Annotated in this window: 12 protein-coding genes and 1 tRNA gene; 7 read left to right on the forward strand and 6 right to left on the reverse strand. The window is 56.8% G+C overall.

Annotation, left to right across the window (positions count from 1 at the left end):
- Positions 1-6: 6 nt before the first annotated feature.
- Both Q0835_RS14230 and Q0835_RS14235 read right to left on the reverse strand, forming a co-directional pair.
- Complete coding sequence (locus Q0835_RS14230) at positions 7-678, reverse strand: PspA/IM30 family protein (RefSeq protein WP_298818956.1); 672 nt, start codon at positions 676-678, stop codon at positions 7-9.
- A 31-nt stretch (positions 679-709) separates the two neighbouring features.
- Positions 710-1156 carry a DUF2170 family protein gene (locus tag Q0835_RS14235; RefSeq protein WP_298962240.1) on the reverse strand — a complete coding sequence of 149 codons (447 nt, stop codon included), beginning with the start codon at positions 1154-1156 and terminating at the stop codon, positions 710-712.
- Between the two features lie 164 nt (positions 1157-1320).
- On the opposite strand from Q0835_RS14235, the gene Q0835_RS14240 reads away from it, so the two are divergent.
- The 4 genes from Q0835_RS14240 (at position 1321) to Q0835_RS14255 (ending at position 4086) form a co-directional block, all read left to right on the forward strand.
- Positions 1321-2376: an ion channel gene (locus Q0835_RS14240; RefSeq protein WP_298962244.1), complete on the forward strand. Its 1056-nt coding sequence runs from the start codon at positions 1321-1323 to the stop codon at positions 2374-2376.
- Complete coding sequence (locus Q0835_RS14245) at positions 2357-3001, forward strand: DUF2491 family protein (protein WP_298962246.1); 645 nt, start codon at positions 2357-2359, stop codon at positions 2999-3001. Before Q0835_RS14240 ends, Q0835_RS14245 begins: the two co-directional genes overlap by 20 nt.
- 28 nt (positions 3002-3029) lie before the next feature.
- Entirely contained in the window at positions 3030-3440 is a 411-nt protein-coding gene (locus tag Q0835_RS14250) for a DUF350 domain-containing protein (protein WP_298818949.1), read from the forward strand.
- A 73-nt stretch (positions 3441-3513) separates the two neighbouring features.
- Entirely contained in the window at positions 3514-4086 is a 573-nt protein-coding gene (locus Q0835_RS14255; RefSeq protein ID WP_298818947.1) for a DUF1190 domain-containing protein, read from the forward strand.
- Between the two features lie 66 nt (positions 4087-4152).
- Here the strand turns inward: Q0835_RS14255 and Q0835_RS14260 are convergent, their stop codons facing one another.
- The 4 genes from Q0835_RS14260 to Q0835_RS14275 all read right to left on the reverse strand — a co-directional run bounded on the left by Q0835_RS14260 (position 4153) and on the right by Q0835_RS14275 (position 8560).
- Positions 4153-6147 (reverse strand): alkaline phosphatase family protein, encoded by a 1995-nt coding sequence (locus Q0835_RS14260; RefSeq protein WP_298962250.1) that lies wholly within the window; start codon positions 6145-6147, stop codon positions 4153-4155.
- The gene (locus Q0835_RS14265; RefSeq protein ID WP_298962253.1) at positions 6137-7462 is read right to left on the reverse strand and encodes a DUF2252 family protein; all 1326 of its coding nucleotides are present in this window, start codon (positions 7460-7462) and stop codon (positions 6137-6139) included. The genes Q0835_RS14260 and Q0835_RS14265 overlap by 11 nt, the downstream gene beginning before the upstream one ends.
- 472 nt (positions 7463-7934) lie before the next feature.
- Positions 7935-8010: transfer RNA gene (locus tag Q0835_RS14270), tRNA-Ala, on the reverse strand.
- Positions 8011-8161: 151 nt separating this feature from the next.
- On the reverse strand, positions 8162-8560 hold the full coding sequence (locus Q0835_RS14275) for a TIGR02300 family protein (RefSeq protein ID WP_298962256.1): 399 nt from the start codon (positions 8558-8560) through the stop codon (positions 8162-8164).
- 315 nt (positions 8561-8875) lie between these two features.
- Between Q0835_RS14275 and aroA the strand changes: the two genes are divergently transcribed.
- From aroA to rpsA, 3 genes are all read left to right on the forward strand, one after another.
- The gene (aroA, locus tag Q0835_RS14280; RefSeq protein WP_298962269.1) at positions 8876-10231 is read left to right on the forward strand and encodes a 3-phosphoshikimate 1-carboxyvinyltransferase; all 1356 of its coding nucleotides are present in this window, start codon (positions 8876-8878) and stop codon (positions 10229-10231) included.
- Positions 10228-10854 (forward strand): (d)CMP kinase, encoded by a 627-nt coding sequence (gene cmk / locus Q0835_RS14285; RefSeq protein WP_298818937.1) that lies wholly within the window; start codon positions 10228-10230, stop codon positions 10852-10854. Before aroA ends, cmk begins: the two co-directional genes overlap by 4 nt.
- Positions 10855-11130: 276 nt before the next feature.
- The gene (gene rpsA / locus Q0835_RS14290; RefSeq protein ID WP_152503900.1) at positions 11131-12828 is read left to right on the forward strand and encodes a 30S ribosomal protein S1; all 1698 of its coding nucleotides are present in this window, start codon (positions 11131-11133) and stop codon (positions 12826-12828) included.
- Positions 12829-12917: the final 89 nt, after the last annotated feature.

Here is a 12917-nt window from a genome sequence, read left to right on the forward strand (position 1 = left end):
GGCGGATCAGAGTTTTTCCAGCAGCGCTTGAACATCATTGCGCTGAGGGTTTTCCAAGGCCTTGATCTTTGCTTCCAGGTCAGCGCCGCTTTCAAGCCGGGCTTCCTCGTCAGCTGCTTCCAGAATAGCCTGCTGCTCGGCCTGACGCTGCTCGAGCCTGGAAAGGCTGTCGACGGCGCTTGCCAGTTTCCCGTCAGAGGCAGTGGTATTCGTGGACGCAGCTTTTTGCGCCTTGATCAGAGCTTCGTTTGCTTTGGCGCTTTCCATCTTGCGCTGAAGCGTCTCGATCTTGTTTTCTGACTGGCGGATGGTGCTGTCCATACGCTCTTCGGTGGACTTGTACTGATCAAACAGGGCCTGATCGGACTCGGCCTTGTCACGCAATTTCAGGATGCTTTCGATGATCTGAACCGCCAACGGCTCGTCGCCTTGCGCCTTCGCGGTGCGCGCAGCTTCGGTGCGACGTTCAATCTCGGTCATCAATTCAGCGACCGATTTTTCCTTCAGTTTGCGGTTGGCCACCATGCGGGCCTTCTCGTCCTTGGCCGCAGAAATCGCCTGCTTGGCCTCGCGAACTTCCTGCTCCAGGATTGTCATCAGGTTCGCATCCTGAATGGATTCGGCCGCGTCATTGGCATGGCCCTTGAACGCAGTGATCAATTTGCCCCAAACACTCATGTTCCAGATATCCTTGCTTGATGAAACGGCTTTAAATTGCAGCGCTGACCTTGGGGCCGACTTCGGCGGCGAGTTCAAGCGCACTGTTTGAAATCGTGCGCAGCTCCGTTTCGACGGAATCCAGCGTCGAGCGGACCGACATGGCTCCGAACAGTTCATAGTATTCGCGACCGTCAACCACATCGATGGAGAGCGCGCATAGCGGCAGAAGCTTCTTGTGATTGCGCAGCATCATCGCCTCGAATGCGCCCGGATCGTCCTGTGCGTCGCGCGGCCAGAGCACCGTCGATGTCAGGATCTGGGTCTCTCCAAGGGTCAGGAAAAGTGTGATTTCGCCTGCGGAGCGGAGTTGAACCTCAAGAACGTCCGATTGTGCTTCGTTGATCTTGCAGCTGATCTCACCTTCTGCGAATGACTCCGACGCTTCGAGCGCGTCCTTGAGTTCCTGCAATGTCCAGGGGGTCTGCCGTGCGTTCATCCAATCGCCTCCAGATTTTTCACCGGGTCCACTCCCAGCATCGAACAAGTAGAAGTGAAACCAGACCGTTTCAAGCGGTTTTTCAGATTGGCCTGCGCGTTTGACAACCAGCGTCCCTCTCGTCACATTATGGGCCAAACACAAGCGGGGGCAATTAGCGCGCTGTGCCACTACTGCAACTCGTCATATCACGACTTTATCAGCATATACTGGAGCTCAAGCTCTGGCTGCTGTCGACACTGATTTGCGGATATCTGCTGATCTCCTGGCTCCTGTTTTTCCTAGCAGGCGAAGCGGGACTGACCAGCAATCCACTGACTTTTATCTATTTCGCCGCCACGACCGCTTCGACAGTCGGGTATGGTGACCTTTCACCGGAGACCGGAGCGGGACGCATGGTTGCCGCCTTCTGGTTTTTTCCGGGGGCCCTTTTGATATTCTCTGCAGTTCTCGGCCGGCTGACAGGCATGCTTGTGGAAGGAGTGAGGCGTATGGCTGACGGAAACGGTAACTACGAACGTATTCAGAACGCCACCGTCATCGTTGGTTATCACCGGGACAAGACCCCCCTCATGGTGGAGAACCTGGTCGCGGGCCAGGATGGCGACGAAAAGATCATCATTCTTGCAAGCGAAAAGAACGTCGAAGTGCCGGAGGGCGTCCGCTTTGTCAGAGCGGAACGTCTGGATGCGCTTCAATCATTGCGCCGCGCTGCCATTACCGGATCGCAGAAGGTGCTGGTCTATGCGGCGACGGACGCGGAAACGTTCAACACCTGTCTGGCCATTCGCGAGCTGAACGAAGTCGTTCATATCGCGGCTTATTTCGAAGACAGGGACACAGCAAAACGGGCGGGCAAGCTGGCCAATATCGAACCAGTGGTCTCCAATGCCTGCGAAGCTCTGGTGCGCGCAGCGCAAGACCCTGGTGCCGGCGAAATTCTGATGGCCCTGTCGACTGCTGGCCTCGGCGCGACGATTTATTCAGCCATTGTCGAAGCGGACAACCCGATGGCAACCAGGATCCTGGAAAAGGCTCTCGCGGGATCAGAAGGAACCCTGATTGCGATCTCTCAACCCGAGGACAAAAACTTCGTATTCCGGCCCTTCCCGGATAGCCTGAAGTCCGGTGGATCGGTCTACTACCTTGCCAACAAACGGCTCAGCGCAAGTGAAATCAGTGCCGGGCTGGAGGGAACCGATGTTCGGATCACTGTTTAAGCGCAACAAAGAATGGCAGCCTCCCGAAGTGCTCGGACTGACAGTCGGGCGCGGCATTACATTCGACCCGATTGCGCTCCGCCTGCTGCCGGAAGACAGCCTGATCGAACGACCAGATTCAACGCTCATGATCACCGCACAGGGCCATTGCGACCTTGGCGAACAGTCACACATGCACCGCTTTTATCCTGATGACGATCGGTTCCTGATCCAGTTTCAGGGAGGTGACGGCCAAAGCGACGAGCGGGTCGATGAAATAATGCTCTGGTACTTTTATGATGTGCAATATCCTTCAGGCGATCAGGAATGGAACCGCCTGAAACAGGCTATTCGCCAGAACAGTTACACATTGGAGGGCGAAAACGGCAATCATCGGTACGAGCGCGCCTGGTTCGACACTTCGACCGGCCCGGAAGACCCGATGACCTATTGGGAGGAAGTCTGCGACGACCGATCTGGCAGCGGTCGCAGGCGCATCTTCCAAACTGCAATGTTATATGCACGCGGCTTGAAAGACGGCCGCGACGAAATGCTTCTTATCAATATGGAGGAGCCGGACAATGCGGAACGCAGTATTGCGTTCATGATCGGCTTTCCCCTCGAACGGCATAATTTTTCAGTTTAATTCACTTCTGACTTCAGTGGAGACCAAAATGGCCGACCTTCAGGCGTCCCTCGCAGGCATTCTTCCCTTTATCGCCTATTTCGCCGCAGCAATCGCAATGCTGTTGATTTTCATGAAAATCTACACCGCCATGACACCGCATGACGAAATGGCCCTGATCAAGGAAAACAACGTTTCGGCATCGGTCGTCTTCAGCGCGGCATTTGTCGGTTTCTCGTTGCCGCTCGCCAGCGCTGCGGCGAACTCGCTGAACATTGTCGATTTCATCATCTGGGGCATTATTGCGTGTATCGCACAGCTCGTCGTCTATCAGATTTTCCGGCGCTTCTATCCAAAGATCACCGACCGCATTGAACGAGGTGAAATTGCAATCAGCATTAAGCTCGCTGCCATTTCGATCACTGTCGGCCTCCTGAACGCAGCCTGCATCACCTACTGACAATCCTGGACGAACGTATCCGCGACAATTGTCCAAATTGCATCAGACCGATTTGACGGTCGGGAGAAAACTCATGAAACGCTCCAAGTCGATCAAGCTGGTGGTCATGGCAACGACATCAGTAACTCTTGCCAGCTGCTCCGATGAACCGGATCTTGAAGGCCGCGTCTACAAGACCGAGGAAGAGTGCGTCACCGACAGCTTTGTTCCAGATGAAGTCTGCACCCAGGTCATTTCGGCCGGCAAGCAAATCCACCAGACCTCGGGACCACGCTACAACACGGTCAACCTGTGCGACGAACAGCACGGCAACAATTCCTGCCTTTATGAATCGGCGAGCGGCAGCGATTTTTATTCGCCGCAACCTTCCGGCTATTTCGTAACCGGAGCTCTTGCCGGCCTGACAGGCGCTGTTGCCAGTCAGGCTCTCATGAACAATGTGCGGCCCGTCTATCCGGAGCGTGGCAGCAGGCGCTATTACACATCCGGCGGATACTATGTCGGCAGTTACGGCGGCGGCAGCTGGCGTACATATAACGATGCCGTCAAGACACCGCCCAAGGCCGCAAGAGTTCAGACAAGAACTTCGGTGGCTTCGCGTGGCGGTTTCGGCAGCCGGTCCAGTTCCGGCTCCAGAGGCGGATAGTTCATTCCCGCATCTTGAGACAAGGGGTTGGATTGATGTCCGCCCGGCCACGAGGCCGGTGCGAGTCTAATCCAGCCTCGCCTCCTTCTCGCGCCGCTCAAACGGCACCTTTCTGCCATCGGCCGTAAGCTGGCAGATGGAGGTCGGGGCACCGGTTTCGTCAAGTTCGACCAGTCCGATCCCGGAAGCGTTCAAGATCCGCTGTCCATGCGGGGTCCCTACCGGCTTGCGCGGAATGACGCGCATCCCTCTGCGTTTGGTGAACCAGTTGAGCGGTGATCGCGGGGCAAAGGCCCACCTGTTGCAGAAGTCGAAAACACGGATCAGCTTTTCCGGCCAGATGTTCTTGATACCGGAACTGCAGATCTGCCAAATCTGAGGACTGTCCGGTTCATCGCCATTCAGGCTTGGCGTCACCTGACGCAGTTCAACGTCGTAGACAAATGAATAGTGGACGTCACCGGACAGGATCACGAAATGCTTGGGCGTGTTGCGATGCCGGAAAACATTCAAGATAGCGCCCGCCGTTCCCGCGTGCGCCATCCAATACTCCGCGTCAACCATCAGCGGTTTGCCGATAACGGTGAAGAATTTCTGCACAGCTTCAATGAGTTTGACGCCGAAAATCGGCGCAGCGGACACCAGGAGGACCGAGTTCTTGCCGCGCAGGTGAGACTGAAGATCCGTTGCCGCTTCCCAATCCAGCAAGCCGGAGGGATAATGTGAATTGCGCTCCGAACGCCAGCGGCGGGTGCGCGTGTCCAGGACGATCAAAGGCGGATCGGTTTGCCATTGATAGTCCCACTCCTCAAGAGCCAAGAGTGCCGTGATTGCTGCATCGTGGCGGTCCGATCCTGGGTCAGCCAATGCGTCGCGCACAAACGCTTCCTGGGTATTGCGGAAGGTTTGCGGACAATTGCCCCAGCCCTGGTTCAGCGAATAGGCGATAATCGCGTTGCCGATCACCCGACGAGCCAACGGATGCCCATAGGCTGCCTGTTCCCAGGCAAGCGACAGGTTCCAATCGTCAGTCACATCGTGATCGTCGAAAATCATTGCAGTCGGGAGGTGGGCCATCAGCCGCCTTACGGCCGGGAGGTCGGCAACGAAGGCCTTCAAGGTCTCCGTTTCCTCCGCGTACATCTTCATTTCCTTGTCGCTCAATCCTTCAGGTGCCTGGAACTCCGGCATGTCCTTCCAGACGGCCGGCGACCAGACCAGCAAATACATGGCCAGCATTTCCGCCAGCGTGAAGAGATGATTGCGGGCGTGCAGGGAAGTGAAGATCGGTTTGCTCGTGCCGCCGAAGAGAACGTCGAACACCCTTGCGTTCTGATCGATCTTTGGCAGCAGCCCGTCGCGGCGATAGAGATAACCGCCGGCAGCATGCAAGGCATGGCCAGAGTCGGGAAGTCCGGTATCAAGACCGCTCAAGGTTTCGTCGTGAAGACCAAGCTTTTGAGCAAGTGCCCCGATCGCCTGCACCATCGGTCCGGCCACGTCATCCACATAGACCTGGTCACCGCTCATGACCAATAGCGATGGCCAGCCTTCTTCATTCGTACCAGGGGTCTCGCTGGTCGGAAGGCGCGCTTTCAAATGGGCATCGGCTGCGACCAAGCCATCGCCGGCTTCGCTGTGCGGTTTGCGGCATGACCCATGCAGCAAGGACTTGATCCTTTGGGGCACCATGAACCCGGGACGACTGACGCCCGGATAGGTGAGATCCGGTGCCCAGATCGTGTGATCCTGCCAGCCACTTTCCGGATCGTCTTCAAGTTCAAGGCTAAGGCGATAGCTGATCCATGTTTCAGCGGGCAACGGTGTGTCGATCGGCACGTCTATCAGGAGATAGTGCAGCCTTTCGCCCGCGCATATGCAGGAAAGCTCCTCGGTGCCAGGTGTCAGGATAAATTCCATCGCCTTTTCGGCTTCCGCCTGCAGCTCCAGCTTCACACGGGCGGATGCGCGCACTGCCAGCCAGATGGCCACACTGTCCGGTGTGACCTTACGCAGAATCGGGCCTGCCAAAACTGCGGGAAGGCCCTTCTCAGGTTGCATATGCGTCTCCGTGTGCCCCTACCATCTTCAACAACAACGCATAATCCTGTCTGGTCTGACCAGCGTATTTTCGTGCAAGCGCAATCAACTCCTTCCTAGAGGTCTTCAATGCCGACGTCATGGCCCGCTCGTAGCGCACCGAGCGGCGATCGCCGCGAGAATGCGTTCGCGCCAGTGCGACACCACAGGCCTCTGCATAATCCTTGAGCGCTTTCGCAGGTTTCCTTGTGCGCAACAGGTCCTCTGGATCAACCGTCAGTCTTGCGTGATGGCGCGAGCGTACGAGCCAGTGCAAACCGCTCCAATAAACTTCATCCAGCACCAGATCAGGACGGCGCATCATGCGGCGCTGACAGTCCACAGTCAGATGCGCCGGGTTCATCCGGTTGACAGGCGACAGATCCGGAAAATGGTGGATCACCGCAGCTTCTCTCTGTTGCTTTATCTCAACGACATGGGTCTCCCTGAAAGTCCCGGCGTCAGGTGCCGCGTCCGGCCCAACCAGAAAATAGTAACGCTCGACACTGAGCGAACCGATCCCGGCCCCGATGCGCCTTGCGACATCCAGAACATCATCATCGAGATGTGGCCCGAACACTTGCCTCAGTTCACCTGCAAGGACAGGAGCGACCTCTGCAAGCTTGTCTGATGAAGGATCGAAACGAAACCCGGCTGCTGTTCTCTTCGTCAATTTGGCAACAGAAGACTTCTTCTCAAAATGTTTGCCGCCCGCAGACCTGGCTTGCGCCTTACAGATAGGTTTTTTCAAGAAGTGCCCCTTGGCGAAACGTTTCAATGCCTCGTCCCGCTTGTCGGTGTCCTTCACGATCTGGCCCAGCGCCTTGCGATACGACTTGAGAAAGCGCTCTGACGCTCCTGCCGCATCCTTCCAGGTCGGTGGTGTTTTGTTTTTGAACCTCTTCTCGCTGCGATAACGCCCCGCAACGAGACCCTCCAGAAAATCTGCAACCAGAAACAGCGAGACACAAAATCGCAACAGGTCGAAGGCAGCATGCCCTGTAGCGGCATCATCATAGTCGTTGGGTGCCCAGATCACCGTGTCTCCGTAGCTGCCATTTTCGGTAAGGAAGCCGAAATTCGCCAAATGACAGTCGCCGACAATGCGCGTCAGAGGCACGTCAAGAAGTGCATTTGGCAGTCTGAGATTTCCAAAGGAAAGGTCGGCATAAAAAAGCTGAGAAGCGCCCCGCAGGAACTGAAACGGCGAGGCGGCCATTTTGACATGTTTTGCCAACACAGGCCGCGCATCCGGCGCTGCCCCGTCTATGCGCCGAAGCTCCTTTGAAATCAACAATTGACGTTTTCTGCGCGCGTTCATTGGATGCCTTGATTGCAAGGTGCAACTGGTTGCCGGTCCGGTTCCGAAAGTCTCTCTGGCAATCTCACATATGTTTGCAACATCGCGCTGGCAACCGGGCTGATACAATCGGTGACAAACATTCTTGTTGTGCGCCTCAGGCGGCAGCAGTGCAAATCAGAAAAGGGGAACGGCGCCGGTACCAGCCCGCAAGGCCTTCACACCATTGGTCAGGACAGATCTGCCGTGTTCGCCGGCTTATCGGCATTGCCGGTCGATCGGCAAAAGCTATTTGCGGCGCAGGGGGTCCATATAGGGCCCATGGATCCTCTCCGCTTGTGGCCTACGACCTGACGGCCACCAGGAATGCAGAACGGTTTCGTCGGCGCGATAAACGCAAACGTTTTCCGGGTGCAAACGTGCCTTAGAGGACTTCTGGGAACTTCAATGAAGTTGGGTTGTGAAGGAATGGTGGAGCCAAGGGGGCTCGAACCCCTGACCTCTTCGCTGCCAGCGAAGCGCTCTCCCAGCTGAGCTATGGCCCCATGTTCCAAGTGCGTCCGGGCTGGGAACCCGGCGCTGATGGGGGCGGAACATAGTCACACCGCCCCACAAGATCAAGCAGAAAATCGCCGATCAGGCTTCGGCTTGCACTGATTTACAAGCGCAGGCCGAAATCTTTTCTAAATCAATTAGTTACCGGTCGGTATCTTCGTCTATCTCGACACGGATACCTGGCACGGCTTCGTCGTCTTCATCTTCGTCGTCGATGAAAACATCGTCGCTGCTGTCGTCGTCGTCTTCCTCGAGATCAACGTCGGTATCGTCGATATCCGGCACATCCTCGTCGTCAGAACCTTCCGCTTCCGCATCCGCTTCTTCCAGGGTCACGATTTCCGGTGCGGCAGCGTCTTCTTCTTCTTCTTCTTCTTCCGGTTTTTCCTCAACCTTGGCCGCCTTGGCCGCACGAGAGGTCATCACCGCTTCGAAAACGGTACCGCATTTCGGGCACGTAACCGGTTCCCGATTGAGATCGTAGTATTTTGCGCCGCAGCTCGGGCACAGCCGCTTTGTGCCAAGTTCAGGTTTTGCCACTGTGCTTACCCTTCGTTTTAATTTAGCCGACTTGAATTGGTGGGCAGCCCCATAGCTGCAAGCCGTTTCGCTGTCAAAGGCAAATCGATAGAAAAATGTTCGTTGACCCATTGTTCTGCATGTTGTCGGAAAAATTTCAAGCGTCTGCCCGGTTTTCCCCACTCGCTTTTTTGTCATGCGCAACTGCCTGGCAACAGTGATCGGGCGCACGGAATGTCCTTAATCGTGAATCGCATGGGAAAAGATGACGAAGCTGCATTCGCGTGATAGGACGTGGCACCTTTTGACAACCGATCCAATCCGCGGACATTGAAAATGTCACATAACAACGCGCCTGCGCCCCTCACAACCAGCTCAGGCAGCCACCTGACCGGCACCATCCGGGTGCCCGGCGACAAATCCATCTCCCACCGATCTTTGATGTTCGGAACGCTTGCTGTCGGCCGAACAACGGTCACAGGGCTTCTTGAATCAGAAGATGTTCTGGCAACCGCCAACGCCATGCGCGCAGTTGGTGCGACAATCGAAAAACATGACGATGGCCGTTACACGGTCGACGGTATCGGCCTTGGCAGTCTGCTGGAACCGGAAAACGTTATCGACTTCGGCAATGCGGGCACGGGCGTACGCCTGACCATGGGTATCTTCGGCAGTCATAACATTGCCGCCACCTTCGTCGGCGACGCATCCTTGTCGAAGCGACCGATGGGCAGGGTCCTCAATCCATTGCGCGACATGGGGACAAGTGTCATAGCCCGCGATGGCGACCGTCTGCCGGCGTCGATCCGAGGCGCGGAGCTGGCAATGCCCATCACCTATCGTGTACCGATGCCATCCGCTCAGGTGAAATCCGCCGTCTTGCTGGCCGGTCTCAACGCGCCTGGCGAGACAACGGTTATCGAGCCGATCGCAACGCGCGACCACACGGAAAAGATGCTGAAAGGGTTCGGCGCCCAGATCAGCGTGTCGCTGAATGACGATGGCGAACGGGTGATCAAGCTTCAGGGACAGCCTGAATTGAAACCCCAGGACATTGACGTGCCGGGTGACCCGTCCTCTGCAGGCTTTCCACTTGTCGCAGCCCTGATTGTCCCGGGCTCCGATGTCACCATTGAGAACGTTCTTTTGAACGAACACCGCACCGGTCTGATCACAACACTGATCGAGATGGGCGGCGACATCGAGATCGTTAACAAGCGCGAAACTGGAGGTGAGGAGGTCGGAGACCTTCGTGTGAAGGCCAGCTTGCTGAAGGGCATTACCGTGCCCGCCGACCGGGCACCCTCGATGATCGACGAATACCCTGTTCTTGCAATCGCCGCGGCTTTCGCTGAAGGCGACACGTTCATGCCCGGGCTTGAAGAACTGCGCGTCAAGGAATCTGACCGGTTGGCGGCTGTTGCGCGTGGGCTGGAAGCCAATGGCATACCTTGCGTCGAAACGGAAGACACGCTGACAGTGACGGGAGGCTCCAACGTAATTGGCGGCGGAACAGTCACGACACATCTGGACCATCGCATAGCCATGGCATTCCTCGTTCTCGGCATGGCGGCTCACAAGCCGGTGACTGTCGACGACGGCGCCGTGATTGCGACCAGCTTTCCAACATTCACGACGCTGTTCGAAGATTTGGGTGCCACGCTGTCCAACAATGCCAGCGAGGCCGCATGATCATTGCCATCGACGGGCCGGCGGCGTCCGGTAAAGGCACTCTTTCGCGGAGGCTTGCAGACCATCTTGGCCTGAGACACCTGGACACTGGCCTGACCTATCGGGCAGTTGCAGCCGCCCTGCTTGCCAAGGGCCTGCCGCTTGGCGATGAAGCGATTGCAATCGAGATCGCCCAAAACCTGGATCTTGCGCAAATGGACAAGAGCGTCCTGTCCGCGCATGAAATCGGTGAAGCCGCATCTCGCATAGCGGTTTTGGGTGGCCTGCGCGAAGAACTTGTCAATCTGCAGCGCCGCTTTGCCGAAACACCACCGGGTGCCGTGCTCGACGGGCGCGACATCGGCACGGTCGTGTGTCCCGACGCGTCGGTGAAGCTATTTGTGACTGCCTCGCCAGAAGCGCGCGCGCGCAGGCGCACCGACGAAATGATTTCCAAGGGCCAAGACGCCAATTACGCCTCTGTTCTGGATGATTTGAAGCGCCGCGACGAACGTGACAGCCAAAGAACCGTCGCACCAATGAAACAAGCGGAAGATGCGGTCTTGCTTGATACGACAGAAATGGATATAGAGACCGCGTTCCAGGCAGCTGTGGATATCGTGTCCCGTGCCAAGGATTGCTAGGTAGCAATGTGGGGTTCACCTTTGGTGCGCCCCTGTTCGTGCATCCGGAACAGACAGGCTGAAAGGCCAAAGGTTCTTAAAAGGAACACCTAAGAGATTTCGGCAGGACGCAGCCAAAACCGCGCCCTGTGACGAGACCGGATTTTCCGGCTCCTGCCCCGCCGGCCCGCTTCTTGTAAGCGGAAGGATCAGCGAGAACGCGATCCCGGGAGAAGGCCAATCCGGAGTGCAACACCAACCCGCCGGCGGTGCGCCAACTGGCGCCAGGAGAAAGACTTGACTGATTTTAATCCCTCCACCGAGGATTTTGCGGCTCTTCTCGAAGAGTCCTTCGTCCAGAACGACCTTTACGAAGGTGCTGTTGTCAAAGGCACCGTCGTTGCTATCGAAAAAGACCTGGCCGTCATCGACGTCGGCCTGAAGGTTGAAGGCCGTGTGCCGCTGAAGGAATTCGGCGCCAAGGGCCGCGACGGCGAAATGGGCGTCGGGACCGAAGTTGAAGTTTACCTGGAGCGTGTCGAAAACGCTCTTGGCGAAGCCGTTCTATCGCGCGAAAAAGCCCGCCGCGAAGAAAGCTGGGTTCGCCTCGAAGTCGCCTTCGAAGCCAACGAAAAAGTCAACGGCCAGATCTTCAACCAGGTCAAAGGCGGCTTCACCGTCGATCTGGATGGCGCTGTTGCCTTCCTGCCGCGTTCCCAGGTGGACATCCGCCCGGTTCGCGACGTGACCCCGCTGATGCATACGCCTCAGCCGTTCCAGATCCTGAAAATGGACAAGCGTCGCGGCAACATCGTCGTATCGCGCCGTGTCGTTCTGGAAGAAACCCGTGCGGAGCAGCGCTCCGAGCTGGTCCAGAGCCTGGAAGAAGGTCATACCGTGGAAGGTGTGGTCAAGAACATCACCGATTACGGTGCGTTCGTCGACCTCGGCGGCATCGATGGTCTGCTGCACGTCACCGACATCGCGTGGCGCCGCATCAACCATCCGTCGGAAGTTCTCACCATTGGCCAGACCGTCAAGGTGCAGATCATCCGCGTCAACCAGGAAACGCACCGCATCAGCCTCGGCATGAAGCAGCTTGAGACCGATCCGTGGGATGGCATCGAAGCCAAATACCCGATCGAAGCCAAGTTCACCGGCCGCGTGACCAACATCACCGACTATGGTGCATTCGTGGAACTGGAGCCGGGCATCGAAGGCCTTATCCACGTTTCAGAAATGTCCTGGACCAAGAAGAACGTCCATCCGGGCAAGATCGTTTCCACTTCTCAGGAAGTCGAAGTGATGATCCTGGAAGTCGATCCGGTCAAGCGCCGCATCTCGCTCGGTCTCAAGCAGACCCTGCAGAACCCGTGGGATGCGTTTGCTGAACAGTTCCCGGTCGGCACGAATGTCGAAGGCGAAGTCAAGAACAAAACCGAATTCGGTCTGTTCATCGGCCTCGACGGCGACGTGGACGGCATGGTGCACCTGTCCGATCTCGACTGGAACCGTCCGGGCGAGCAGGTCATCGAAGAGTACAAGAAGGGCGACATGGTCAAGGCCGTCGTTCTGGATGTTGATGTTGAGAAAGAGCGTATCTCACTCGGTATCAAGCAGCTCACCGGCGACCCGATGGAATCTGGTGCTGCCGGCGAGATCCGCAAGAACTCTGTCGTCACTTGTGAAGTCATCGAAATCAAAGACGGTGGCCTGGAAGTCAAGATCGCGGACAGCGACCTGACAGCCTTCGTACGTCGCGCTGATCTCAGCCGTGACCGCGAGGACCAGCGTCCTGAGAAATTCTCTGTCGGCGACAAGTTCGATGCACGCATCACGCAGTTCGACAAGAAGACCCGCAAGGTTGCAGCGTCGATCAAAGCGCTGGAAATCGCAGAAGAGAAGGAAGCTGTTGCTCAGTACGGTTCGTCCGACAGCGGCGCATCTCTCGGCGATATCCTGGGTGCTGCTCTGAAGCAGCAAACAGACGACTAAATTTTCCGGTCACTTTCAGGACCAGAAACGGAAAAGCCCGGCAGCGATGCCGGGCTTTTTTTTCAAGCAAGAACTTTCTTTGACACCGG

Origin of the sequence: uncultured Roseibium sp., assembly GCF_947499295.1 — a bacterium.
GTDB lineage: Bacteria > Pseudomonadota > Alphaproteobacteria > Rhizobiales > Stappiaceae > Roseibium.

Bases quoted from the DNA above. Each gene is read 5' to 3' on its own strand.
- Q0835_RS14230 (WP_298818956.1), bottom strand. From the start codon at position 678: ATGAGTGTTTGGGGCAAATTGATCACTGCGTTCAAGGGCCATGCCAAT.
- Q0835_RS14235 (WP_298962240.1), bottom strand. From the start codon at position 1,156: ATGAACGCACGGCAGACCCCCTGGACATTGCAGGAACTCAAGGACGCG.
- Q0835_RS14245 (WP_298962246.1), top strand. From the start codon at position 2,357: ATGTTCGGATCACTGTTTAAGCGCAACAAAGAATGGCAGCCTCCCGAA.
- Q0835_RS14250 (WP_298818949.1), top strand. From the start codon at position 3,030: ATGGCCGACCTTCAGGCGTCCCTCGCAGGCATTCTTCCCTTTATCGCC.
- Q0835_RS14255 (WP_298818947.1), top strand. From the start codon at position 3,514: ATGAAACGCTCCAAGTCGATCAAGCTGGTGGTCATGGCAACGACATCA.
- Q0835_RS14260 (WP_298962250.1), bottom strand. From the start codon at position 6,147: ATGCAACCTGAGAAGGGCCTTCCCGCAGTTTTGGCAGGCCCGATTCTG.
- aroA (WP_298962269.1), top strand. From the start codon at position 8,876: ATGTCACATAACAACGCGCCTGCGCCCCTCACAACCAGCTCAGGCAGC.
- cmk (WP_298818937.1), top strand. From the start codon at position 10,228: ATGATCATTGCCATCGACGGGCCGGCGGCGTCCGGTAAAGGCACTCTT.